Source organism: Acidovorax cavernicola, from assembly GCF_003581445.1.
Map to the genome: position 1 here is coordinate 50,824 of NZ_QXMN01000017.1, position 26,395 is coordinate 77,218.

Below are 26,395 nucleotides of genomic sequence, written 5' to 3' on the forward strand. Positions count from 1 at the left end.
GTGGCCAAGTACATCTCAGCCAGGCCACGGTTGCAGGCCTAGACTGGTCCACCGCTCAAACATTGAGCGACTTCACCCTGGAGCGCTGTGTGGTGCGGGGTCGCCAGGACTCACCACCTCACTACGTGTCCGCCAGACTAGGGCTGTACTCACCGGGAGCTGCAGCGCAAGGGCATGACACCCATGCTGCTTTGGGAAGAGTACGCCACGGCTTACGCCCCGCCAGCTGACCTTACCCAACATCTCCACCTTTCGTTGGATCTGTTTAGCGAAATCCCCTTGAAATCGGGAAGTCTCCTAAACAACCAGACACCCGCGCGGATATGTTGGCAAGAACCGTACGCCAATCCTCGACCTGCAGGTCGATATGGCGGCCACCAGGGATGGCCCTGGGTCTTGTGCCCCATCCCTGAGAAGGAGGTGCAAGGCAGGCTGAACAACCGCGGTTCGCACCCATAGAAAAGACGGGCACAAAATGGTAGCGATCGTCAGCGGCAACAGTCTCGGTCTGAGTTTGACGTCCTTGGCAACCCTCGGGCAGCGCGGCACGCTTGGGGCGGCAGGGCAAGGTCGAAATGGCGAACAGGCGTTCGTCAACATTTCCAACGGCAACCTCGTCCTGCAGGACTTCGACGACAAGCTGGTGGGGCGCGGCCTGGATGTCAACGCCGTCCGCACATACAACAGCCTGGGCCTGCTGAACGACGACAACGGCGACAACTGGATGGTGGGCGCCTACGGCCAAAGCGCGAAGCTGACCGGCACCGTGGCGACCGCCGGTAGCACCGTGGTGCGCACCGACCGGGATGGCGCGGCCAGCACCTATACCTGGGATGCGACGCGCAGTCTCTACGTGAGTTCGGCCGGTGCGGGGGCGTTCGACACGATCGCCTACGACTCCGCCGCGTCGCGCTTCGTCTGGACGGACGGAGACACAGGACTTCAGGAGCGCTACGAATCCACGGCGCTCGGCCGCTTGATGTCGGCCACCGATCCGGCCGGCAACACCCTCACCTATACCTACAACGCCAACGGCACGCTGCAGAAGATCGCCGATGCCAACGGCGAGACAACCTACTTCGACTACACCGGCACGAATCTCACGCAGATCCGTACCGAGGCCACGGGTGGGGTGATTCTCACGCGGGTGCGCTACGCCTACGACACGTCCAACCGGCTGTCGAGCGTGACAGTGGACCTGAGCCCCGAAGACAACGTCGTCGCCGATGCCAAGACCTACGTCACGACCTACACCTACGACGGCACCAGCAAACGCATCGCGTCGGTCACGCAAAGCGACGGCACGAGCCTGGCCTTCACCTACGGCACCGACAACCGCATCGCGACCGTCAAGGATGGCCTGGGCCAGACCACCAGCTACACCTACGACACCGCCAATCGGCGCACCACGGTCACCGATCCGCTGGGCCTGACGACTTTCTACAGCTACGACACCGCCGGACAGCTCACCCAGATTCAGGCGCCTGCCATCGGTGGCGTCTCGCAGATCACCCTGTTCAGCTACGACGTCAACGGCAACGTCACCCAGGTCACCGACCCCCTGCTGTTCACGGTGACGATGCAGTACGACGCCTACGGCAACCAGACCCTGCAGCGCGACGCCGCGGGCAACACGATCACGCGCACCTTCGACGCGCGCAACCAGTTGTTGACCGAGACGGTCTACCTGACACCCGATCCCGATGGTGCTGGCGCAGGACTGGCCAGCCAGCCGCTGACCGCCCGCTACGTCTACGACAGTACCGGCAAGAATCAGCTGCGCTTCGTGCTGAGCGCCGAGGGCCGTGTCACCGAATACCGCTACGACAGCTATGGCCAGCGGATCGCCGCCTTGCAATATGCGAGCGGCAAATACGACGTCTCGACCCTGGCAGCGACCGCTGTGCCGACCGAGGCCCAACTGGTGACCTGGACCGGCACCCAGGACCGGACCCAGGCCAGCCGCACTGACACGGTGTATGACGCACGCGGTCAGGTTCAGAAGGTCACCACTTTCGGCACCGTCGACGCCAGCGGCAATGGCGTGGCCGATAGCACCCAGTCCATCACCCAGTACGTCTACGACCGCGCCGGCCTGCTGCTGAGCACCATCAGCGCCACCACCGGCACCACGACGTTCACCTATGACGGCAAAGGCCGCCAGCTGTCGAGCCTGAACGCGCTCAATCAAAGCACGCTCACGAGCTACGACGACGCGAACAACAAGACGGTCATCACGCTGGCCAACGGCCTGATCACGACGAGCGCCTACGACAAGAACGGGCGGCTCACGAGCGTGACGCAAAGCTCGGCGGCCACACCCAATCTCGGTGCGACAACGAACAGCTACGACAAGGATGGGCGGCTGATCCGCCAGGTCGATCCAACGGGGGTCTCCACGGGGCGCGTCTACGATGAGGCAGGACGCCTGGTCGCCGAGATCGACGGCAACAACACGCTGACCGAATACGTCTACGACAAGAACAACCAGGTCACGCAGAAGATCGTCTACGCCACGCCAGCCTCCACGGCCGCGGTGGCCGCCTACTATGCCGATCCCAACAGCGCACCAATCAACCGCCTGAGCGCACTTCGCCCAGGCCTCACGAGCAACGATCAGAAGTCCTGGCGTCTCTACGATGCTGCGGGTCGCCTGGTGCGCACGGTCAATGCGGCCGGCGCCGTCACGGATTTCCGCTACGACGGCGCGGCACGCCTGATCGGAACAACACAGTACGTGAAGGTGCTGGTGCCCGGCACATTGAACGCGCTGGGCGCGGCACCGACGCTCACGGCGACTGCGCCGGGGCTCGACGGCAACGACCGCGTCACGCGCCGCTTCTATGACAACGACGGCCTCCTTCTCGGGACCTTGGATGCGGAAGGCTACCTGACCGAATCGCGCTACGACGCCAAAGGTCGACTGATCACTCAGATTTCCTACGCCAAACCAACCACCGGCACGCTGCGAGCTGCGGGGACCCTGGCCCAGTTGATCCCAGCAACGGACGCTCAGGATCAGACCTCGCGCTGGATGTACGACGATCAAGGCCGGGTGCTGGCCCAGATCGATGCCGAAGGCTACATGACGGAATACGTCTACGACGGCAACGGGAACGTCACAACTTCCACGCGCTACGCCACGCCGGTGAGCGCAACTTTGCTGTCGCAGATGACGACAGCCACCACCGTGGTCAGCCTGCGTCCGGCGACTGCGGGCGGTTTTCGCACCACGACGAGCGTCTACGACAAGCTCAACCGTCTCACGCAGCGCACCAACTTCGAAGGCACTGTCTTCGCCTACGAGTACGACAATGCCGGCAACCTGGTCAAGACCACCAGCGCCGTCGGTACGACCGAGGTCCGGACGATCAATGCGCGCTATGACATCCAGGGGCGCCTCATCGGTGAACTCACCGCCGTGGGGGCCACCCTCCTCGTGGCAGGCCAGACCCAGGCCCAGATCGACACCATCTGGTCGCAGTACGGCCTGACCCACGCGTACGATGCGGCCGGCCGTCGCCTCAGCACCACGGACGCCTACGGCAACAAGACGCTTTTCTACTACGACGCGGATGGTCGCCTGACGCACACCGTCAATGCGAGCGGCGAGATCACCGAGCAGCATTACAACGCTCTCGGACAGCTGGACTACTCCACCCGCTATGGCACGCGCTTTCCCAGTCTGACGGGGCTCGCTGGCGGGCTGGTCACCGACGCCTTCACGACGAGCGTCGCCGCGCTCAAGAACGTCCTGCTCGATAGCACGCAGAGCTTCACATACAACGCGGCGGGCCAAGTCGCAACGGCGACCGACGAAAAGGGCAACGTCACCCAGTCGATCTACAACGCGTTCGGAGATCTGACAACACGCACGCAAGCGCTTGGCGGCGGCCAACAGTTGGTCCAGACGATGACGGTGGATCGCCGGGGTCTTGTCACCGGGACGGTGTCCGATGCGACAGGCATCAACGCCATCACGAGCGCCGTCTACGACGCCTTTGGCCGACGGACCAGCAGCACGGACGCCAACGGCAACCTCCGTCAACAACGCTACGACCGTCTCGGCCGCGTGGTGGGCACCACGGATGCGCTTTCGGGAGTGCGTTCGTCCACCTACGACGCCTTCGACCGGGTCTTGACGCAGACGGACAGCCTGAACCAGGTCACGACGTTCACCTACGACAAGACGCTGCGCAGCGTCGCCATCAAGACGCCGGAGAACATCACCGTGACCACGGTGTACACCCGGCTCGGGCAAAAGCAAAGCGTGGTGGATGGCAACCTCAACACCACGACGTATGCCTACGACAAGGACGGAAACCTCCTCACAACGACGACCCCGCTCACGTCGACCTCGAACACCTACGACCGTTCCGGTCGCTTGGCCACGACCAAGGACGCCAACGGCACGGTCGTGACGCTGGCGTATGACGCAGCGAATCGGGTGCTCACTCGCACCGTGGACGCCACCGGGCTGAACCTGGTCACGATCTACGCGTACGACGCCAAGGGGCAGCAATACACCGTAACCGATCCGAACGGCGTCGTCACGACCATTGCCTACGACCTCAAGGGCCAAGTGACCAGCCGCACGGTCGACGCCGCGGGACTGAATCTGGTCACACAGTACACCTACGACGGCGTGGGCAATACGCTCACCGTGATCGACCCCAACCTCGTCACCACCCAGTACACCTACGACAAGCTCGGGCGTCGGACCCAGATGCGCGTGGACCCCGCGGGGCTGAACCTCACGACAAGCTACGCCTACGACAAGAACAGCAACCTCACGAGCAAGACGGATCCGAACCTCCAGGTCACGCGCTATGCCTACGACGCCGAAAACCGGCTGATCTTCACGCTCGACCCGGTCGGCAACCTGCAGCGCACCAAGTACGACGCGGAAGGTCGCGTCATCCTGACCATCGACTATGCGGCCCCCATCGATACGACAGGTCTTGGCGCCGCGCCGACGCGTGATCAGATCGAGGCCAAGGTCGGACCGATTGCGAATCCGGCCAAGGACGTCACCGTACACCGTGTACTCGACAAGGATGGGCGTCTCGTCGCCACCGTGAATGGCCTGGGTGAAGTTGTCAAGTTCGTCTACGACGCCAACGGCAACGTGACCGACCGCACGACCTATGCCAACCGGATCACACTCGCAAGCTGGACCGTGGGTAGCATGCCCGCGCCCACCGCAGACGCCACGCGAGACCTGCGCCTTCGCACGGTGTACGACCAGCTCAATCGGGCCACCTACACGATCAATGGTGTCGGTGCGGTCACCCGCACCATCCACGACGCCAACGGCAATGTTGTCGAGCGACTCGCGTATGCGACCACCGTTCCTGTCACGACAGCAGCGACCGCAAGCGCACTTGCTGCCGCAATTCAGTTGGCGACCAATCCTCAGCAAGCAGGCACCAACCTCTTCACGCAGAGCGAGTTCGCCAATGGCGTTACGGATGCACCGGCCAGGGGCGGTGCCGTAACAGCAACGACGATGACCGGGCTTGCAGGAGCGATCAGGCTCGACAAGGATTCGAGCGTCAACACGTACGCCTACAAATCGCTGGCGCCGGCCCCAGTCCCCGGTGTGAGCTACACGCTGTCCGTGATCGTGGAGATGGAAGATGGCCTGCCGCCGTCGTTCGGCAGCGCGAGTGTCGCGACTGCCGCAAATTCGCTCGGATTGGCCTTGTTTTCGGGAGCTACCAACCCCCTCAAGTATGTCGTGCAAGACTTGGGCGGAGGACGCTACCGCGTGTCAGTTACGGGCATCGCACCACCAGCAGCAAGTTCCTACTTTGGCGTGGTCAAGTACACCGGGAATGACGCTCGCGCTTTCCGCATTTCGGGCTTCCAGGTGGAACAAGCCGAAGTCGCCAGCCGCTACACAGCCACAACTACGGCTGCGGTGGCTCAGGTGGCTAGCGGTGTGCGCGAGCGCTTCGTCTATGACCGCGCCAATCGCCTGACGTGGCGCGCTGATGGCGTCGGCGCAGTGACTCAACTGGCCTACGACAAGAACGGCAATGTACTGAAGACCATTCAGTACGCCACGGCAATCTCCGGTTCCGCAGGACTTTCGACGGTTCCTGCGACGGCTGGCGACCGCATCACCGACTTTGTCTATGACAAGGCCAATCGCCAGACCTTCACCATCGACGCGCTCGGCGCGCTCACCGAAACGGTCTACGACAAGAATGGCAACGTCACCACACGCTATGCATATGCCAAGCCGGTTGCCGTTCCTACAACCACCAGCAAACTGACCGAAGCACAGGTCAAGACGGCCCGGGTGTACGACTACGCGGGCGCCGATCGCGTGACGCGCGCGGCATACGACGCTGCGAATCGACTCGTTCTGGCTGTAGACGCCACGGGCGCGATGGTGGAGACCTCCTACGACGCCGCCGGAAATGCGATCAAGACCGTCAGCTATGCCAAGCCCATTGTGCTGACATCGCTGCAGACGAACTTCACGGCCAACGAGGCAACGCTGAGAGCGCTCTTGACGGTCGACTCAACCAACGATCGCACGGTCAAGCGCGCCTATGACGGGGCCAATCGCCTGGTCTATACCGTGGACCCGATGGGCTTCGTGAGCAAGAACTCCTACGATGGTGTCGATCGCATCACGCAGACGGTCAGCTACTGGCTCTCTATCCCGGCGACCACCCTCAACACGGTAGAGAAGATCGGCTTGGCCATCGTGTTGCAGCCAGCCTCGGATCGACCCACGAGCTTCAGCTACGACGCTGCCGGCCGTCTGCTGAGCACAACCGACTCGCTCGGATACACCGAAAGCTACACCTACAACGGCCTTGGCCAGAAGGTCACTTTCACGAACAAGAAGAGCTCGGTCTGGTCCTATCTGTACGACACAGCGGGTCGGGTGATCAAGGAAACATCGCCGGCAGTCGAAGTGACGGCGGTCAAGACGGATGCCAGCGGCAAGCTGATTGTTGACTCGGCCAACTCCAGCACCGTCGGCATCGTGACCCTGATGACGTACGACGCGCTGGGGAACCTGAAATCTCGCACGGAAGCAGCCGGGCGCGTCGAACAGCGCGTGACCAGCTACGAGTACGACGCCGTGGGTCATCAGGTCCGCACGATCTTCCCCACGGTCAACGTCTACAACGCCGCCGGCGACACGCTCACCACGAATGGTGCGGGCGGACTTGCAACACGGACCGAAGTCGCCACGACGCTTGATACGCGCACGACTTACGACGTGTTCGGCAACGCGATCACCAACCGTGATGTCGCCGGCAGCTACAGCTACAAGACCTACGACGTCCTGGGACGCGTCAAGTACGACGTGGATGCATTGGGTTTTGTCACGAGCTACGTATACAACGCTTGGGGGCAAGTCACAGAACTGACCCGTTTCGCCAATGCGACGACCCTGGCCGCCAGTACTCCGGCGAGCCTGAGCACGGCGCAGGTCACCACAGCGGTGAACGCAGCCGGTATCGACCATGGTCCCGACCGCAAGATCACGACCACTTATGACCGCGCCGGGCGCGCGATCAAGGTCGTCGAGCCGCAGACCTACACATACGACTCCTCGGCCCCTGCGGCTTCGCAATATGCCAGTGCCGGTCGCACCACGGTCAACACCTACAACGCGTTCGGTGAGATCACGCGCGTGGGGCTGCTCAAGAACGCAACGCAGAACACCTGGGTCTACACCAACAACTACTACAACCTGGATGGACAGCAGGTCGCCAGTGTCGATGCCCTGGGCTATCTGACAACCCAGTCCTTCGATGCCTTCGGTAGCGTCAGTATCCGCACCGAGTACGCCAAGGCCGTGGCGAGCTGGAATGCCGCCAGCGCTCCGGCAACGCCGCCCACAGCCGTCGCGGACCTCACCAACGACCGCAAGACCAGCTATATCTACGACCGCATGGGCCGAAAGCTCAGCGAGACACGCGCGCGCGTGGAGTACAGCGCAACCACCAATGGCACCAGTACACCTGTCGACCTGGTGACCAGCTACGCCTACGACGCAGTCGGCAACCTGACCCGCACCACGGATGCCGCCGGGGGCATGACCTACAGCTACTACGACGCGCTGGGTCGCGTGCGTGCCACCGCCTCGCCGAGTTCCGCAAACGGCAACCTGACGGCCGTGACCAAGTTCCAGCGCGATGCCTATGGGAACGTGGTCGTCAAGACGGAAACGCACGTCTACAAGTCCACCGCCGCTGCGGATGCACTCGTCGCACCCGGCCCCACGAGCTTGGCACCTGGCCAAACCCTGACCCCGGGCCAGAGCATCTATTCCGGCGACGGTCGCTACATCTTCACGCTGCAGTCCAACGGCAATTTGGTTGTCCTTGACCGCCACGACAACAACCAGGTCCTGTGGAACTCGCAGACCGCCGGTTCCGGTGCAACCAGTTTTGCCTTCCAGGCTGACGGAAACCTGGTGCTTTCGGGGCCCAACGGCACGATCTGGAACGCTGCCACAAATGCCAAGGGCGGGGTCAACCTTGTCATGCAGGGTGACGGCAATCTTGTTCTCTACACCTCTGCAGGCGCTGCGGTGTGGAGCACCGGGGCTGACAACAACGCCGGCATCAACGCCGATCGCCTGACCTACACGCAATACGACAAGCTCGGGCACGCGACCCAAAGCACGGACGCTGCTGGCTTCAATCACTACAGCTCCTACGACGCACGCGGTAACGTCGCCAAGGAATGGCAGCTGGTGACCGATGGCAGCAACTCGAGCACCCTCTTCCGGGCGTACCAGTACGACAAGCTGGGGCAGCAGACGCACGTCATCGACCCGGCCTCGCGCAGCCAGGTCAGCGGCAGCACTGTCACGACCGTCACTCAGGCCCAGGCAGGACTGATCGACACCGCGCTGGAGTACAACGGTTTCGGAGAAGTCACGCGCAAGGGCGTCAACGGCGGGCGGCAGGAGTACTTCAACTACGACAACGCAGGGCGGATCTGGCGCACCAACTCGGGTGATGGCGTGGACAAGGTCGCGCTGTACGATCTGTTGGGCAATCAGACGGCCAACATCACAAGCTACGGCAAGGCGAGCAGCGACGTCAACCTGTTGAGCAGCTTCTCGACACCGGACGCGGTCGCGGCAGCCGATCTGCGCCGGACCGACATGGTCTATGACTTGCTGGGTCGATTGAGCTCGACCATTGCACCGCAGCGAAGCGATGCCACAGGCGGTGCACAGGTCAGCCGCCTCTTCACCCAAGGGACGATCACCGGGTCTAGCGCACCCACCCGCGGCGACGATGGCATGGCGAACGGCAGCGCTGGCACGAACGTCGTGAACCTTTCCTGGTCGGCGCTGCGCAATCTGGGCAGCGGCGACATCAAGGTCGTGATGGACTACATGACCAAGCCGTATCCGGTGACGCCCGTTCTCCTGGATGGCAATGGCAACCCTGTCACGACCGACGAGTCCGGCCAGCCACTGCCGCCGCCGCAGATGGTGGCAGGCCAGCCCCGCAGCCGCACACAGATCGTCACTAACCTGGCGGAGAACACCAACAGCCTCACGATGCGCTGGGATGACCCCGCGAACGATGCGAACGGCGGTGTGGGCCGCATTACAAAGATCACGATCTACAAGAAAGACACCTACGGCAATTGGCAACCCGTGATCACCGAAGGCACGGTGGGTTATAGCGGTCAAGTCATCGACTTCGACGCGCCGACCGATCCCTCCAGCACCATGCGCCTGCAGATCCGTGCTGCCGGAAGCACGGGCGAGAACGGCTGGAGCGACGCGCCACTGGTGAATTTTGGCGACATGCTGCGATACAACGCCAGCAGTCTTCCGCCCGGCAGCTACGAGTACCGGGTCACTCAGACGACGAGCACGGGCGTCGCGACGGTGACGGCGCGCGGCACGGTGGCCCTGACCTCCCCTCCGCTGGCCACGATCAGTGTGCCGCTCGGCTTCTACCAGACGAGCCTGACTACGCTCGGCCTGTTCACCTGGTCTTCACCTGGCGCTTCGGTGGAGCAGACTTTCCGCTTCCGTCCCGCAGGCAGCAACGGGGCATGGACAACCGTGGCAGTCTCGGACCGCGGAAACGGTCGGGACGGTGTCGAACTGTCGCTCATTGCCGCCGGCAACTACGAGTACGAACTGCTTTGGAGCCGCGCAGGCGAAGGCGTGCCTTACGCGCATGCGACAGGCAAGCTGACTTCGACGGGCTGGGTACTCCCGAAATGGGTGCCGCCCGTCAATCTTCCGGTCATCACCGGCGTGTCGATCAAGATGGTCGGTAGCGGCGGCAATGACGAGTCGGGCAATCCGATCGGCACGCCGACACCCACAATCCAGTGGCCGTACTCGACGACGATCAACGCGGGCAACGGCGTGACCTTCCGCTATCGCGCGCAGGGAAGCACCGGCGCCTGGAGCACGCTGACCATCACCAACACCGCGGGCAGCAACGAGTCGAATCTGCCGATCGGCACGCAGAGCGTGAACATCGCGAGCTTGACGCCAGGTCTGTACGACTTCCAGATCCTGGCGACCTACACCTCGCAGGGCACAACCCAATCGGTTGCGCAGGCCACTGGCGTTCTGGACAACCGGAACACGCCGATCATGGAGACGCGTTCGGGTGTCACTGCAGTCCCCTATCAGGTCCAGGTGGGCTCCACTCCGATCTACGCCAGGGACGAGAGCGGCAACATCATCTACGAGACCGTCTACGAGACGCAGTACCAGACGCAACAAGTGCCAGTCTGGGGTTGGGTGCAGGTGCCGCGGGTCGAGGCATATCAGGTGGCTGTCCAAGGCCCCCCCATGATCTCCGGCTACGACGAGTCCAACAATCCCATCTACGTGCGGGACATGTGGGGCAACATCCAGTACGAAACGGTCTATCAGACTCACTATCGCACCGTCTACGACAACGTCTGGACGATCGTCGGCTGGCAGTCGCAAACGGTTCCGGTCCAGGTTCCTGTGCAAAAGCCTGTCATCACCGGCTATCAGCCGGTGTACGAGTTGCGCTACAACTATGTGCCCTACTCGTACCAGGTGCAGGTCGGAACCACACCCACCACGGTCCAGGACAACACACCGCCCTACACGCCGGGATATTGGACGCCGACCGTTCCACCTCTGTTCAGTTCGCAGAACACCACCGCCGCCGGCACAGCCGCAGCCAGCGAAAACAACACCGACGGCGCAGCGGCGGTCCAGACGCCAACAGTTCAAGGGGCAAGTACCACCAACCGTCCGGTGGTCAACCAGAACGTAGACCGCTGGGGCAACGTGATCGCGATCAGCGACCCCCGCTCGGCGGCCTGGGTCACAACGTACCGCTACAACGCTAACAATCAACTCGTCGAACAGAAGCAACCTGACGCGAACGGAGCCCAGAACACGGCTGGCGTGGCGACGACCCAGCTGTTCTACGACAAGCTCGGCCGCCAGATCGCGATCAAGGATGCCAACGGCAATATCCAGGGTCAGGCCTACGATGCGCGCGGCAACCTGATTCAGGAGCTCCACGCCGACGGCGGTGTGATCAACAACAACTACGACGTGTTCGGCCAGAAAGTGGGCACCGTCGACGCCACGGGGCGCTCCACCAGCTTCACGTATGACAACCTGGGCCGGCTGCTGACCACCACGCGCATGGCGGCCGACATCTGGGGCTGGGCAAGCCCGTTCGGCCCGTCGGTGATTTCCACGGCGGTGATCACCGAGTCGAACACATGGGACCAGGCCGGTCGCAAGCTCAGCCAAACCAATGGCGCCGGCGAGATCCTCCGCTACGCCTATGACCTGCGCGGCAACGTCATCAGTACCACCAAGGACATGGGTCAGGTCACGCGGGCTGCCTTCGATTCGATGAACCGCAAGATCGGCGAGTTGGATGCCAACGGCGCGCTCTCCACCTGGAGCTACAACTATTTCGGTCAAGTCACAGCCCATCGCGACATCGGCGGCGCCACCTATAGCTACACCTACGACAACGCGCGCCAGCTCACGCAGCAGACCAATTCGCGTGGCCAGAACCTCAAATACTCGTACGACACGGCTGGCCAGCTCCTGCGGATCGACGATGCAGCCGTCGGCAAGGTCACGACCTATGCCTACGATCTGGCGGGACGCCATGTGCGCGAGACCACGACACAAGGCGGCGTCGCTTACCAGGACAACCGGATGGCCTACGACGCGCTGGGCCGCCTGCGCTGGGTGGCCGACAGCAATGCGTACATCACCATCGACTACGACAAGGTTGGCAATCGCAGCCACGTCCACACCAAGCTGAACTACAGCGGCGTGAGCAGCCTGGTCGGCCAGATCGAGCAAGCCGAAGAGTCCGATCGCTACTTCGCCTACGACCAGATGAACCGCCAGACCTTGGTGGACTCCGCTACGGCTGACGGCAGCGTGCTGGGCACCGAGGGGCACAAGCTGCGCTACGACCAGAACGGAAACCGCACGCGCGATGAGCACACCGGTGTGCGCATCATCCAGCAAAACGGCCAGTGGACGGCCGTGGGTGGCAACATCGTCGAGGAGTACAGCTACGACAACCTCAATCGCCTGACCACCACGGTGCGCGACGGCGCGCTGGTGGAGTCACGCGGCTACGACGGTGCGAACCGGGTCATCTCGAGCACGCCTGGCGGGCTCGGCGTGGACTACGTCAATCTGCACCGGTGGTATCGCGGCACCAATGGCACCGATGCCCTGCAGGGGCGCAGCAGCCAGTACGACCGTAACGGCCGGCTGATCCATCAGGCGACCACCGAGTACATGGTGTCCGCGAGCGCGGTCAACTACACCTATGACAACGAGGGCAATGCCCTGTCGTATCTGGTGGCCGACACGCTCAATCAGACCTTCACCAATACCGCCATCACGGTGGAGCGCGCCGAAGGCTATCGCACGGCGACGAGCCTCAGCGTGACCACCAAGGCAGCCACGGGTGCGCTGCTATCTCAAGGCGTTCTGGGTTACAGCTATGACGCCAACGGACACCTGCGGTCCACGGGCGACATCGGCCAGATCGCACAGCCGGACCTGCGCACGCACAACTTCATCAGCGACGCCAATGGCAATGCCCTGTATGCGTACTACGCCTACGAAGGCACGCCCGACAAGCGCGTGAACGGCCAGCGCCAGATGGTGGTCAACGGCGAAGTGCTTGGGCGCTTCGGGCTGATGACGGACAACCGCTTTGACGGCACTCCTCTGGCGCCCAACGGGCTGATCTTCACGCCGCAAAGTGATTTCAGCTTCGGCTACCAACCGATCAACGGCAACTACCCTGCCGGCACGCCGGGCAGCTACTCGGTGGGCGTGAACGACACGCTGCAGACCATCGCCAAGGGGGCCTATGGCGACTCGAGCCTCTGGTTCCTGATTGCAGACGCCAACGGGCTGAGCAGCAATGCGGATCTCCGTGCGGGCCAGGTGCTGCGGATTCCGGCGGCCACCAGCAGTGCAAACAACGTCAATACGTTCAAGCCTTACGACCCGAGCAAGGTCGCCAATGACTCGCCAACGATGGTGGCGGCGCCGCAGGCCGAAGGTGGTGGGTGCGGGGCGGTCGGCAAGATCATCATGGTGGTGGTGGCTGTGGTCGCGACGATCTTCACTGCGGGCGTCGCGATGGCCGGCATCGGCGCGAGCTTCGGCACGATCATGGGCGCCGGGACCTTCGCCGTGACGGGTGGTCTGGCGGGCGCGGCAGCTACTGGCGGTATTCTGGCGACCTCCAGCCTTGCTGCAGCCATGGTGGGCGGCGCGGTTGGTTCTATCGTCAGTCAAGGCGTGGGCATCGCCATCGGTGCGCAAGACTCTTTCAGCTGGAAAGGAGTTGCACTTAGCGCAATCGGCGCTGGGGTCAGCTCCGGCGTTGGCTCGGCCCTTGGGCCTGTGACCTCGACGGGTTTTGACAAGGTGCTTGCGCTCGCCGGACGCGGAGCCATAGCGAGCGCAGTGACTCAAGGCATATCCGTTGCCACTGGCTTGCAGAACAGTTTTAGCTGGAGAGGTGTTGCGGCTTCCGCGGTTGGCGCTGGCGTCGGGGGTGCAGTGAGCGCTGCCGTAGGACCTGTATTTGGTACTGCCCCCCTCGGCGAGCTTGCGACACGCGCGGTCAGCGGTCTCGCCGCCGGGTTGACCACGGCTGCCATGCGAGGAGGAAGAGTCAGCGTCACACAGGTAGCGGCAGATGCATTTGGCAATGCACTGGGGGGCGCCTTGACCAGTGCCAACTCCAGCGCGGGGAGTATCGACTCGAGTGCTCAAAGACAAGGCGAGGGGCCATGGTCGGCGGCGGACTATCGCAACGGCTCGGACATCCAGAGTGACAACGCGGCATTGCAACGACAGACTCAACCGTACTACGACCAGATCGTGGGTGCGTTTGGGGCAGGTGGATCCACTGCTCTACGCGCTGACGGCGTGTTGCTTGCAGCAGGCCCAAGCTACAGCGGCATAGGCACTGAGGATCGTCTGACGGTCGGCGGCGTGCGTGACGCGGCCACTGATGATCAGCCGCGCGTCAATGGCTTGACCTTCGCGGAAGAAAACGCACTACGTCGAACAGTTGCTGATCGGCTAGGCATTCGGCAGGGGGATGTATTTAATACTGCGCCACGGGCCGCCGCGGTGGCGGCGATACCGGATGTCTACGCGCAAAAGCTCTCGATGTCCATAGGATCTGGGCCTCTAAGTGGTGATGCTGCACGAGAAAGGTTGGCGGCACTAGCGTTCGATGATGGTGATTCTTCAGCCAGCCCGATCACAGGCGATTCGTCACTTAGCAGTAAGTTGCCACATTTCGGGCCGGGCGTATTTCGTCAAAGCTACGACGCTGCGGTCGCCGGTATGATTGGTCCGAATAGTTCTTGGGACGAACGCTTGGTCTACGGCACCTTGGCTACAGGGTTAGGAGGCATGACCCTGCTGGAGGACGGTGGCACTGCGTTGCTCAATGCGCCTCGCTTGCTTGTGTCCGCTGGGGAAAATCTCGCACGCGTCTTTACTGCAAGCTCCACAGAGGACGCAATTGTTGCTGGATTAACAGCGGCGCGCGATGGATCGTTTGGACTACTAGGCCTAGCTCCGCTGGTCCCGGCCAATCGATGGATGGGGCCGATGGTTCGAACTCCAGAGGAGATGGCGTTGGCGCAGTTCCCGGGAACAAAAGCGATGAACGAGCAGATTTGGAGCCAGCGCCAAGTGTTCGTCGGTCATGGCGGAATGGATGCTGGCGATACTTTTATTGTCAACAAGGGTTCGAGTATCACCTTCTATGCAGATCCAGGAGCGGCTATCTCAAATGCTTTGGGCGTTGAGATTGAGCAAGCTACCATCTTGAATGGGGTCTATCGCCGCACTTACGGCCCTGGTGAAGTGGCTCCTAATCCTCGTCTCTCAGCCATTGCAGATGGCTCAGTAAGTCAGCAGCCAATTGGCACAGTTATTCGTGTGGAAAGTCCCACACAGGTTCGACGGCTTAGTGATTTATTTGGAAACAATATGGGTGAATGTCATTGGGCTGCATGTATGAGTGGTCCAAATATGCCTGGCACCGGATATACATATACGACGCTTGGAAAGGTCAAATAGCAATGGATTTGGAGCAATTCATTCTGCAAAACTATCAACAACCTATTTCCCTGAAAGGCCTTGAACCATTTCTGAACGAACGAGTATTCTTCAATCTAGATAATCCACCCTCGCTGCCTGCTGGTGGCAGTCAGCAGGCAAAAGAAGGCGATGCTTTGTCTATCCCGACCGTTCCGACTTCATTGGGGTCTGCGATAGTTTTTTACACGCTTGCTACAGATGTGCGGCTTCAAAAGCCGTTTGCTGGTGTCTTGCTTGATGAGGCCATACAAATTGTTCATGCAATGCAAGCGGCCAAAGGCATCCTCTTGCAAAGTAGTCAAATGCCTGCGCTCTTGATTGAGAAGCCATCGGCTGGTGAAGTGAAGTTAAGGGAGGCGTCGGCCAAGTCCATCCCCCAGTAGAGTCTGGACGATTACTCTGTGCCCTCAGAAGTTCTGCCTCACGAAACTCGCACATCCCTGCCGGGGGGTTTCGATGGATCATTTTTCGGCTGTACGCAGTCGCGTCAGCGTCGCATGAGCCATTTTTGCGTGTCTTGCCTGTTTGTTGGTCGCCTAATTTTTAGGCAATTTTCCCGTACCCTCACAGCTACTCCCGCGCCGTGCTGCGCATGCCTTGCTGATCGGTGGTTCATTCGACGGCGCTCAATCGACATCGCTCGCGTTCGATGAGATAGCTGGGAAGCAGTCCATCTCGTGCATGGGGATGAGGGTGGGCTTGACAGTAGAGGAATCAATGTCCTGCCAAGCTTGGGCCGACGTCCCGCCATGCAGGGTACTGAGTCCATGCTGAACAATTCTCAACCCCTTGCTGTCATTGAGGATTTCGGGGTTTGCCCTGCCCACGATTTGCCGGGCTGTACGTTGTAGAACGTAGTTTTCCAACAAATTACGACGGGGTCCTGCCAATGCGGGTCCCAAGCCATGCGCTCTCGACAACGGAGATCCGCTCATCTCACACCTAGGCGAGCTGCTCCATATGCAGCATCCGCTGGCATGCCTGGCCGGGCTGATCGACTGGGCTGGGATCGAGCGCAGCTTCAGTGTCTCGTTTACCTCGCGAGGTGGCGCCATCCGGCCTTGTCGCCTCGCCAAATTGCAGACTTGCTATATCTGCAGCACACCTTCGATGCCTCGTAAGCGTCTGGCAAAGTCAGGGCGGCAAGTGCGACCTGAGACTATCTATCGTTCTGGGTTGCCCTCGGTGGCGTTGACTCTCGATGAAGCGAGGGCTGTCGTACCTCAGGGGTGCGATGAACTGCTTGGCTTCGAACCAAGTCAGCGTTTGCACTGCTTGACCACCGTTCACGCCTTCAAGTTAAATCATCGGCGGTTGGTGAACGGGTAGTCCATTCCCGGTAAGCTGAACCTGTAGGAAGAATTCGTACCAGCGCCCGTCACCCGCATCGAAGCACAAGCTGTATGAACCGCCGTCCCGCCAGATGGTCGAGGTTGGTGGCCATGTCACTCACGGAAGGTGATGATGACCGGCGGCATGCATAGGACCCACTGGCACCTACTCAGACCCAGGACCACCGCTCCTGCAGCTGTTGCGGGCGTGCATTGCTCACACCAGAGCAGTAGTCCACGAAGTCCAACACATCGGCGTTCTGCTCGAGCGAGAACTCGTGCTAGCGTGCCTGCAACGGTCCGTGGCGGAGGCTCAACACGTCTGCACCGGCACGGTTGGCTCCGTTGGCTGGGTCGCACCAGCAATCAACGCCGCGGGCGCATATCCGAGCGCTCCGGCAAGGAGGGCTGGCCTGCCGCCTGGTTGCTCAAGGCATTGGGACCGCTTGCTCAGACAGACTCACGTCGCGGGCAAACACAAGTATGTGCACGTACTGCCCGCGAACGAAGTCCTCTTCGGCTCAGAGGCCTTTGGCCTATTCCGTCAGCGTGAAGCTCACTCGCGTATTTGCCTGAGGTTTTTCGGGCTTGGCCGGATCAAGAACCGTGATGGCGTTGACGTACATCGTGCCCGTAAGGCCATGGCCAGACATTCCGTATCCAAGAACGGCATGCCAGCTGGTGCTTGTATGGCTTTCGCCAGAAATGGTCACACCACCCGATCCCGTCGACCAGGTCACCGGCATGTCCGATTGAAGATCCACTGTGTCCCCCGCTTTCAGTGCCACGGTTTGTGTACTACTTTTCAGCGGCGTGCCGTTCACCGACGCACTGATCTTGGGCGCAGGGAGCACCGTGATTTCGTAAGGAAGGCTTCTGCCGTTTACACCATACTCCGTCGAACAGTTCTGGTCCGCGCAGACCTGAAGCTGGAGATTGCCTTTGTAGGTGCCTGCAGCAACAGTGCGATTGAAAGCGATCGGAGCCATATTGGTGTATGCGCCACTGCCACCGTCGAATAGCTGTTGGCGAGCCGGAAACAGCACATCCGCGTTGGAGACAAACACATACAGACCAGTACTCTTCGCACCCGTGAGCGTGGCGGTCAGCTTTTGAATGCCAGGGGCAGGCATGGAGCCGTCGCCCGCAGCAAGGACGATCTTGGCGATGGCAGGCGAGAACACGACGTCCACTGAAACGCCCGAATTTGTCCCACCAGTGCTGCCAGTCGAGCCCTCGCCAGCAGCAGAACCCGTACCGCTGCCGCTCCCGTTGTTGCCAGGAGTCGCCGCAGTCGGTAGCGCAAATGGGATGCCGCCTCCTCCTCCGCCGCCGCCCCCTCCTCCACAGCCTGTCAGCATCACGCCAGCCAAGATTCCAACGGCGCAGAATGCATTCGCGCTTTCCCACTTCACCATGTTTGTCTACTTTCTTTGATGTGACCGAGGCACCTGCCGCGACCTGCTGCATTTTTTGAATCGCTCCGAGTGCCTGCCGCGTAACAACGCCTCGACCTCCGAGCGATTGGCAACATATCCATCCGAATACTCAGCTGTTTAGCTCGTGCACGCATTCCCCACGCGCGCACGAGGGCGCTGCCTTTCGCATCGCATCCCACCAAACGACAATGTCGACTCCGCTCAACCTCGCTCGCCAAAGCCACGCTCCGAAGGCTGTCTCATGCAAAACCCCGACCCGAATGCGTTTGATGCGCTCATGGCTTCTGCCATGGCCGCCAGCCAGGCCAATGACGCCACCCGTGCCATCGAGGGCTTCCAGCAAGCCAGCGCAGCACAGCCTGGCGCGGCATTGCCGCAGTTCATGCTCGGTGCGGAGTTCGCGGCGCTGGGCGACATGGTCCAGGCCGAGACGGCCCTGGCGAACGCCACGCGGCTGGCCCCCGACTTCCCGATGGCGCGCTATCAGTTGGGCCTGCTGCAATTCAGCTCCGGCCGCGCTGCCGTCGGCCTCTTGACCTGGCAGCCGCTGCTCGAGCTTCCGCCCACCGACCCGTTGCCCCACTTCGTCAGCGGCTTCGCGGCCCTGGCGCAAGACCGGTTCGACGAGGCACTAGCCCACTATGAAGATGGTTTGGCCCTCAACACGACGAATGCCGCGCTTTCCAGTGACATCCAGAAAGTGATCGGCGGCATCCGTGCACTGACGACCCGACCTGATGCGCCAGAGGCGGCAACGCACGGCGCCTCCGATGCGCCGGATGAATCCGCGGCGCACGTCCTGTTAGCGAATTACCAGCAGCAGGGCCGCGCCCACTGAGGCAGTCTCTCGCGTTCCAGCAAGTCGTCCGCCACCCTCGATGATCGATCCCACCACGCAGCTCGCCACGATGATCCGCGCACAGTTCCGTGCGCAGTTTCAGACCCAGGCCAAGGCACTCGGGACGGTGGAGCGCGAAACGCCGCAGGAATCTCGCAGTGCAAGGCAAGCCCATGGTGAACCAGACACGCAGGGTCCGGACAGCACCGATGCGCAGATCAAGCAGATGGTTGCGTTGCGCGTGCGAGCCCTGTCGCCTGACGATCCGCAGCGCCAGCGCAAGGCGTTTCGCCTGTTCCTGGAATCGATCCTGATGCAGACCTTCGGGCGTGAACGGATCGACGGCCTGGCCTTCGATCAGATGGTCGATGCGGTCATGCAAAAAATGGAGGCCGATGTGGAACTCCATGCAGCCATGCGAGAGGCTGGCGGCCTTCTTTTGGCCGATGCGACGCCGGGCACGCCGACATCGCCGCCCGCTCGGTAGTCGGCGTTCAAGCCTCAGCCGTTCTTTTGTGTCCCAGAAGGGATCAGCTCGCCGAGATCAGCACTGAAAGGTGCCGGCATGCCGGCCAGGATGCGTCGTCCGAAGCGCTGCACGTCGTTGGCATCTTTCACTTCACCCGTGAGCAGCGCCTGGGCATAGCGACCGGAGAGATTGGCGCGATCCAGGCGCAGTGCCAGTTCCACATGCTCCTTGGCCTCGCCCTGGCGCGCCTGCATGGCCAGCACCACCGCCAGTCCGCCATGGCTTTCCGCGAAGTTGCGATCCAGTGCGAGCGCAGTCTCAAAGCTCGCCTGGGCGCCCGCCAAGTCGCCTTGCAGGATTTGCGTCCAGCCCAGCCCGTGCCAGGTGCCGATGTGCTGCCCCATGACGGCGAGCGCCCTGCGAAACGCCTCGTATGCCTGACCCAGCTCACCGCTCAGCAGGAACGCGAATCCCCGTGTTGACCAGGCCCGCCCGTCGGCCGGGTGGCGCTCCAAGGCAGCGTCAGCGAACTGACTGGCCCCAGTTGCGTCACGTTGTGCCAAGGCCAGTGAAGCCCGCGTCACGAAGGTTTCCACCGGTTGCTCGGGCGGTGTTCCATTGTTCAGGCTCGCGTTGCACCAGCGTTGCGCAGCACCGAAATCAGAGGCATCGATTGCAATCAGGCTTGCAATGCCAGCCGCCTGCGCATCGAGCGTGCCGTTCTTCTCCGCGGCCAGTGTCCAATCCATCGCCCTTGCAAGCTGACCATCGTGATGCAACGCGCGCAGCCACAGCTGTTGCAGGGCGCGCGCGGCGACCGGCGGCTGGGTGCCGACCGAAGAAGTCGCGGCCTGCGCCTCGAACATGCTCGCCAAGCGCCCCACGCAATCGGCATGCCGTCCGCGGCGCAGTTCGATGAATGCGAGGTTGTGCATCAGCACGTCGATGAATCCGGGTGGCGGCTGCGGGGTATCCACCAAAGCCTCCAGCACGGCCTGCGCTTCCTCGTAGCGTTGCTGTGCCAGCCAGTAGTCGCCCTCGCGCAGACGCCAGCCGAGCACGTCGGCCTGCAGCGACTGCGCTTGGCGCATGTGGAACTCGGCACGCTCCCACTCGCCGCAGGACAAGGCTGTCTCGAAGGCGGTGATCAGCAGCGCATTGTTCGATGGATCCTCGTGCAAGAATCCTTCCATCCGATCCAGGCGCTGCAGCATCGCAACAACACGAGGGTCGCTCGACTGCGCCTTGTTGGACGAGGATGCGGCGGGGCCGGCGGCGGAGTTCGCAGAGATATCGTTCATGGCAAGAATTCGATGGTGAAGATGTGATTGGAGTGGCACGTGTCACAACGACACGTCGAGTCGGGCGTCCTTGTCGAGCAGCTCGCGCAGGCGCAGCAGGCCTTGTCGATGCAGCTGGGAAATCCGCCCGCGCGTGACGCCCATTCGCGCGGCGATCTCGTCAAACGGAATTTCCTGTAGATAGTGGTGGCTGATCACGAATCTCTGCTGGTCGCTCAACTGAGCCACCAGGCCGCGCAGCACGGTGCCTAGCTGCCGAATCTCTGTTTTGCGAAAGTAGCTCACCTCCGGCGAGGGTACATGCGATGCGCCTTCGACATCGAAGGCCTCCGCGTCCACCATGCCGGTATCCTCCAGCAGCACCCCCAACGCGATGCCGATACCCACCTCGGCAAGGTATTTGAAGAGCTTGTCGGCGGTGCGCGAATCGCTCGCGCCAGTGCGGCGCGTCCCGACGCTGCCCTCGGAGCTGTCCTCCATGTCGGCGTCGGCATCGTCCTGTGCGGCCTCGTGCTTGATGGCCGCCAAGCGCTCCTGCTGCAGCCGGGAACGAACGCTGATCTGCTGGTTCTTCTCGGTCAACCGGGCCAGGCCGTTGAGCATCGATCCCTGCACGCGCTTGGATGCGAAGCTGTTGAACTGGTTGCCCTGCGAGGGATCGAAACGGTCCACGGACTCGATCAGCCCGATGCGGGCAAGTTGGAGGTAGTCTTCGAACTCCACGTCGTTGGTGGTGCGTCGGCCGTACAGCCCGGCGGCCATCATGCGCGCGTAGGGCAGATAGTGCCGGATCAGGGCGTCGCGAGCCGCTTCGTCGCCCTGAGCACGCCAGCGCACCCATAGCGGCGCGGTGATGTCCGGCCCCTTGGGCGGCGCGTCCGCAGCCTCGCGCGTCGACGGAGCATCCATCGCACCTCCGGCGAACGAGGCTGGCGTCAGGGGCAGTGCGGAGCTCAGGCGTGCCATGGGTGATGCAATGCGAAGCGAGGCATCGACATTCAGTGGAAGCTGCCGACCAAGGCCTTGAGCACCAGGCTCCAACCGTCGACGAGGATGAACATCAGGATCTTCAGCGGCAGTGCGATCGTCGTCGGCGGCATCATCATCATGCCCAGAGCCATGAGGATGCTTGAGACCAGTAAGTCGATCAGCAGGAACGGCAGGAAGATCACAAAGCCGATCTGGAACGCCGCGCGCAACTCGGACAGCATGAACGCCGGAATCAGTTGCACGTTGCTGATGTCGTCCATCGATTTCGGCGTCGGCGCTTTGGACAGTTCCACCATCAGCGCGAGGTCGGCCTCGCGTGTCTGCCGCACCATGAACTCGCGCAGCGGGGCCACGCCCTTGCCATAGCCGTCCTCCATCGACAGCTTGCCGGCCATGAACGGTTCGAAAGCATCCTGGCTGACCTTCTGCAGCACGGGCGACATGGTGAACAGCGTCAGAAACAGCGCCAGGCCGATCAACACCGTGTTGGGTGGCGTCTCGTTCATCCCGATCGCGTGCCGCAGCATCGACAAGACCACGATGGTGCGCAGGAAACTGGTCAAGCAGACGAGCAGCGCCGGCAGGACCGCCAGCACCGTCAGGCCGAGCACGACACGCAGGGCCTGGGCCGTCTCGGTCGCGGGCGTCACGGTGCCCGGCGACGTGCCGTTGGAACCGCCGCTGGCGATGCCGCTGCGCACGGCAGGCGCGGCCGCGCCCGGGCGCACGAGGGCCGTGCCCACCGATGGCGTCTTCGCCGTGCCGGCGGAGCGCTCCTCGAGGCCGGTCGCTGGCTTCGTTTGCATCTGCGTCTGCGGCACCGATGGGGACGGCGTGGCTTCAAGCGCGGTCGGCGGTGCACCGCCACCACTCGCAGGCGACACAGGGACTTGCGCAGCCGCACCCGCAGCCGCATCGACAACGGACGGCGCGGCTTTCGTCGCCCCAACGGATTCCTCAACGCCCTCGGCCCCCTGGGCCCGCGCATCGGAGAAGGACCCGGCGATCAGGACAGCGAATGTCAACACAAGCAGAGCGATCCATGACACTCGACCCAATTGGCGCCAGCGCTTCATCACTCGGATTCCCTTGCGGCCGGCGACGGCACTGGCTCGTGGTTCGAGGCTTGCGAAAGTACCTGGATCGATTGGTCCGTGCAGCCCAGCAGCAAGCGCTTGCCATCCCACACCACCACATGAAGACTGTGCCGCGGCGACAGCCGCGTGCTCGCTACGCGCTGGATTTCGGTTGAGGACACTTTGTCGATCCAACCTCCCAAACGCAGCCACGAGGCGGCCGCGTTGCCCGGCACGGGATGGCCTGCGCCTTTGGAAGCCTGCTTGCGCCGCCCCACCATGAGCCCGTAGAGCAGCAATCCACCTACGGGTAGCAGCAGCGCCCACCAACGGCCACCAAATTCCGCGTCCTCGGATGTGGCGCCGTCCCGTCGTACCGGAATGCTCGACGGCAAGGGCGTGCCCACGGCGTGGGGCTGATGGCTGGATGCGGCGGACGCAGACCCGGTCGCCGGCTCGGGTGTTGATCGTTCATCCTGCGCCCGAGCAGGCACAGCGAAGCACACGACCACGGCCGCGCCAACAGCGACCCGTCGCCAAAGAGCCATCCGCACGCGAGCTCGCCCGCCCGTGGCTGACCACGGCGCCACTTCGATCATCGGTCAGTTCCCAGCGGTGAGGCCCAATGCGACGGGCAGCTCAGTGATGCGAACCGCAAAATGGCCGTCCACCGCGACCAACTGGCCACGCGCGACCACCCTGCCTTCGATGGTCAGGTCGACCGCTTGATCAATCTCCCGGTCCAGGCGCAGTACCTGGTGCTCCTTGGCCCCAAGGAGCTCGCCCACGGAGATGCTGGCCTCGCCGACCACAACCTGAAGCCGTGCCTTGATCTGGTGCAGCGGATTCCAGTCCTTGAGCACGGACTCGCCGCTGGCCGGCTGCAAGGCGTCGCCATCGGCGTTCGCGTGCAGGTCCGGCAGCGCGATGATCTGCGCGGTCGTGTGCGCCGTCTGGCCCTGCCCCAGGCGAGCCCTCGAGTCGATGGCGCCCACGCGGTTGTCGGCCGCAATGCCTTCTACGGCTGTTGTCATTTGAAACTTCCCTTCGATGATGGAGTGTTGTGTGCCGCGCCAGCGAACGAAACCGTCGGCGCAGCTTTTCCCGACGATGCCGCCGGATGGGAGGAAGAACCGGATGAGGGCACCGCGGCGAGCTCGATGGCCAGCCGGCCCTGGCTCTGCCCCAGCCACCCGTCGCACACCCGTTGGCTGTCTGCGCCGACCACCTGCGCTGCTGCATCGAGACGATGCGCGAGCGGAATGACATCGCCGACGCGCAAGCCCTGGATCTGTCCGAGATTGAGTTGCGCGCCCTCAAGCATCACGCGCAGCGCCACGCGGCGATCAGCCAGCGCGAGATCGAGTCGCACTTTGGGTTGGCCGCCCGCCTGCGGGGTCGAATTGCGGCTCTGAGATGCCGGTGCTTCCTCGCCCAGCACAGCTGTCACGGCATCCCAGGGCAGCGCGAGCGTCCACTCGCCACCGCACCACGAGGCACGGATGCACAGTGCGCCGGACCAGGCTTGCGCAGCGGACGTCGCGCCCACCCGATCGACGTCGGCGAACGCCTGTAGCGGTAGGTCTCCGAGGAAAACATCGAGCCGTTGGAGCCAGTCGGACCAGGCTGCACGCGCCAATGCCGCGGCCAAGCCAGGACTGTCCATGACGGTCGCGCCACGTGCCCCTTGGCTCGGCGAGATCCCCGATGCAAGCACGGGGTTGGTATCGGCGGCGAACATGCGCTCGGCCAAGGCACGCATCGCAGGCAATGCGGGATCGGTATGGGTGGCCGAGGCTCCTTCGAGCCCCGCAAGCGCTCCGCGGGAGCCACCCGCGCGGCGCGATGGTTCGAACGCCCAGCAGGCACGCTCCACGGCCCCCAGACGCCACACCCCATCGGGCTCCATGACGTCCACACGCGCCGAGGCTGCGAGATCGGATGGAGCGGGGAGCCACTCCCCGCTCCATGCGCCGATCAGCGCCGCGAATCGCGAGGCCAGTTCGGTCCTGCGTTCCTGCGACCAGCTGCGCAGCGCTCGCGCACGCTGCATCGAGGCAGCCGCGTCCAGCAGCACGCCGTGTCCATCGTCGGAAGAAATTGCGGCTTTCATCTGCTCTTCATCGAGAACAGTTCCTGCAGCATGTCGTTGGCGGTCGAGATGACCTGCGAACTGGCCTGGTAACCGCGCTGCATGATGACGAGGTCGCTGAACTCCTGCGACAAGTCGACGTTCGAGATTTCGACGCGACCGGATTGAACCTTGCCGAACGCCCCCTCGCTCGCCGCGCCGTAGTGCCAGGCGTTCTGGTCCAGCGCCTCGAACTGGTTGTCGCCGATCGAGCCGACCGCATCCTGCGAATCGAAACGCGCAAGCGCCAGCTTGGCACCTTTGACGGTCTGCCCATTCGAATAGGTCATCACCAGGGTGCCGGTCGTGTCGAACGCCGCACCGGCGAGCGCGCCGGGACCCACGCCGTCCTGCGAGTCGACCTTGAGGCTGGTCTGGCCTGCGAACAGCACGACGTCCGAGCTGAAATCCAGCGCGAGCGCCATCGGTGGCTGCCCGGTCGGCGTGTAGCTGGCCTGCATGGTGGCGGTCGCAACCGTCGGCTTGCCATTGACGAACACCATCTCGCCGGTGTGGACGACGGCGCTGCCATCCAGCAACTCCACCTTCATCGTGGTGCCGGCCTGATCCGAGCTCTTGACCGTGAACTTGATGGACAACGTGTGGCTGGTGCCGCCACCATCGACGACCGTGATGCCGCCCGTCGTCTGCTCGGTCACCGTGTTCGACAGATTGCCGGAAAACTCCACGCGCGTCGTGGGTTTTCCGAGGTTCATCATCTTGCCGGTCAAGGAGATCGGCGCAAAGTTGCCGTTCCCGTCCATCGACATGACCTTCTCGCCGTTGATACGGCTCACGAGCGTGCCGTCCGTGTCGAACTTGAACTGCCCGGCGCGCGTGTAGGTGATCTTTTCCTGCGCGTCCTTCAGCACGAACAATCCTTGCCCATCAACCGCCATGTCCAGATCGTTGCCCGTCTGACGTAGCTCGCCCTGCTTGAACGACATGGCCGTCCCTGCCGTGTTCAAGCCGAAGCCCATGTGCTCGCTTTGGGTGGTACTACCGTTCGCACCACCGCTGGTGTAGAACATGTCGGCGAACTGCAGGCTCGAACTCTTGAAGCCCGGCGTATTGAGGTTGGCCGTGTTGTTGGCGATGACACGCAGGCCACGCGAATAGCCCAAAAGGCCAGTCATGCCAACGTAGATTGATTCAAGCATGGGATTTCCTTTGAAGCAAAGTCCGT

Annotated in this window: 12 protein-coding genes; 4 read left to right on the forward strand and 8 right to left on the reverse strand. The window is 62.7% G+C overall.

The features are described 5' to 3' along the window. Positions 1 to 475 precede the first annotated feature (475 nt). Both D3H34_RS15175 and D3H34_RS33965 read left to right on the forward strand, forming a co-directional pair. Positions 476 to 15,613, forward strand: a complete 15,138-nt coding sequence (locus tag D3H34_RS15175; RefSeq protein ID WP_119554340.1) for a putative adhesin — start codon at positions 476 to 478, stop codon at positions 15,611 to 15,613. A gap of 2 nt (positions 15,614 to 15,615) precedes the next feature. Next, entirely contained in the window at positions 15,616 to 16,017 is a 402-nt protein-coding gene (locus D3H34_RS33965) for a hypothetical protein (RefSeq protein ID WP_147400438.1), read from the forward strand. Between the two features lie 1,484 nt (positions 16,018 to 17,501). Here the strand turns inward: D3H34_RS33965 and D3H34_RS33970 are convergent. Next, complete coding sequence (locus D3H34_RS33970) at positions 17,502 to 18,383, reverse strand: hypothetical protein (protein WP_147400439.1); 882 nt, start codon at positions 18,381 to 18,383, stop codon at positions 17,502 to 17,504. 262 nt (positions 18,384 to 18,645) lie between these two features. Between D3H34_RS33970 and D3H34_RS15180 the strand changes: the two genes are divergently transcribed. Both D3H34_RS15180 and D3H34_RS15185 read left to right on the forward strand, forming a co-directional pair. Then, positions 18,646 to 19,242: a hypothetical protein gene (locus tag D3H34_RS15180; protein WP_119554341.1), complete on the forward strand. Its 597-nt coding sequence runs from the start codon at positions 18,646 to 18,648 to the stop codon at positions 19,240 to 19,242. 40 nt (positions 19,243 to 19,282) lie between these two features. After that, positions 19,283 to 19,729, forward strand: coding sequence for a hypothetical protein (locus D3H34_RS15185; protein WP_119554342.1), 447 nt, complete (start codon positions 19,283 to 19,285; stop codon positions 19,727 to 19,729). A gap of 14 nt (positions 19,730 to 19,743) precedes the next feature. On the opposite strand, the gene D3H34_RS15190 is transcribed toward D3H34_RS15185, so the two are convergent. The 7 genes from D3H34_RS15190 to flgF all read right to left on the reverse strand — a co-directional run bounded on the left by D3H34_RS15190 (position 19,744) and on the right by flgF (position 26,369). After that, positions 19,744 to 21,012, reverse strand: coding sequence for a tetratricopeptide repeat protein (locus tag D3H34_RS15190; protein WP_119554343.1), 1,269 nt, complete (start codon positions 21,010 to 21,012; stop codon positions 19,744 to 19,746). Between the two features lie 42 nt (positions 21,013 to 21,054). Further along, positions 21,055 to 21,978, reverse strand: coding sequence for a sigma-70 family RNA polymerase sigma factor (locus D3H34_RS15195; RefSeq protein WP_119554344.1), 924 nt, complete (start codon positions 21,976 to 21,978; stop codon positions 21,055 to 21,057). A 32-nt stretch (positions 21,979 to 22,010) separates the two neighbouring features. Continuing rightward, positions 22,011 to 23,078: a flagellar type III secretion system pore protein FliP gene (fliP, locus tag D3H34_RS34685; RefSeq protein ID WP_286185764.1), complete on the reverse strand. Its 1,068-nt coding sequence runs from the start codon at positions 23,076 to 23,078 to the stop codon at positions 22,011 to 22,013. Beyond that, complete coding sequence (locus tag D3H34_RS15205; RefSeq protein WP_167481211.1) at positions 23,078 to 23,485, reverse strand: flagellar biosynthetic protein FliO; 408 nt, start codon at positions 23,483 to 23,485, stop codon at positions 23,078 to 23,080. The genes fliP and D3H34_RS15205 overlap by 1 nt, the downstream gene beginning before the upstream one ends. Before the next feature lie 195 nt (positions 23,486 to 23,680). After that, on the reverse strand, positions 23,681 to 24,112 hold the full coding sequence (locus D3H34_RS15210; RefSeq protein ID WP_119554346.1) for a FliM/FliN family flagellar motor switch protein: 432 nt from the start codon (positions 24,110 to 24,112) through the stop codon (positions 23,681 to 23,683). Next, complete coding sequence (locus tag D3H34_RS15215) at positions 24,109 to 25,191, reverse strand: FliM/FliN family flagellar motor C-terminal domain-containing protein (protein ID WP_119554347.1); 1,083 nt, start codon at positions 25,189 to 25,191, stop codon at positions 24,109 to 24,111. Before D3H34_RS15215 ends, D3H34_RS15210 begins: the two co-directional genes overlap by 4 nt. Beyond that, a complete protein-coding gene (gene flgF / locus D3H34_RS15220; protein ID WP_119554348.1) occupies positions 25,188 to 26,369 on the reverse strand; it encodes a flagellar basal-body rod protein FlgF in 1,182 nt (393 codons plus the stop codon). Before flgF ends, D3H34_RS15215 begins: the two co-directional genes overlap by 4 nt. Positions 26,370 to 26,395 lie beyond the last annotated feature (26 nt).

Excerpts from the sequence above, each read along its gene's own strand:
- D3H34_RS15175 (WP_119554340.1), top strand. The coding sequence starts at position 476 with ATGGTAGCGATCGTCAGCGGCAACAGTCTCGGTCTGAGTTTGACGTCC.
- D3H34_RS33965 (WP_147400438.1), top strand. The coding sequence starts at position 15,616 with ATGGATTTGGAGCAATTCATTCTGCAAAACTATCAACAACCTATTTCC.
- D3H34_RS33970 (WP_147400439.1), bottom strand. The coding sequence starts at position 18,383 with ATGGTGAAGTGGGAAAGCGCGAATGCATTCTGCGCCGTTGGAATCTTG.
- D3H34_RS15180 (WP_119554341.1), top strand. The coding sequence starts at position 18,646 with ATGCAAAACCCCGACCCGAATGCGTTTGATGCGCTCATGGCTTCTGCC.
- D3H34_RS15185 (WP_119554342.1), top strand. The coding sequence starts at position 19,283 with ATGATCGATCCCACCACGCAGCTCGCCACGATGATCCGCGCACAGTTC.
- D3H34_RS15190 (WP_119554343.1), bottom strand. The coding sequence starts at position 21,012 with ATGAACGATATCTCTGCGAACTCCGCCGCCGGCCCCGCCGCATCCTCG.
- D3H34_RS15195 (WP_119554344.1), bottom strand. The coding sequence starts at position 21,978 with ATGGCACGCCTGAGCTCCGCACTGCCCCTGACGCCAGCCTCGTTCGCC.
- fliP (WP_286185764.1), bottom strand. The coding sequence starts at position 23,078 with ATGAAGCGCTGGCGCCAATTGGGTCGAGTGTCATGGATCGCTCTGCTT.
- D3H34_RS15210 (WP_119554346.1), bottom strand. The coding sequence starts at position 24,112 with ATGACAACAGCCGTAGAAGGCATTGCGGCCGACAACCGCGTGGGCGCC.
- D3H34_RS15215 (WP_119554347.1), bottom strand. The coding sequence starts at position 25,191 with ATGAAAGCCGCAATTTCTTCCGACGATGGACACGGCGTGCTGCTGGAC.
- flgF (WP_119554348.1), bottom strand. The coding sequence starts at position 26,369 with ATGCTTGAATCAATCTACGTTGGCATGACTGGCCTTTTGGGCTATTCG.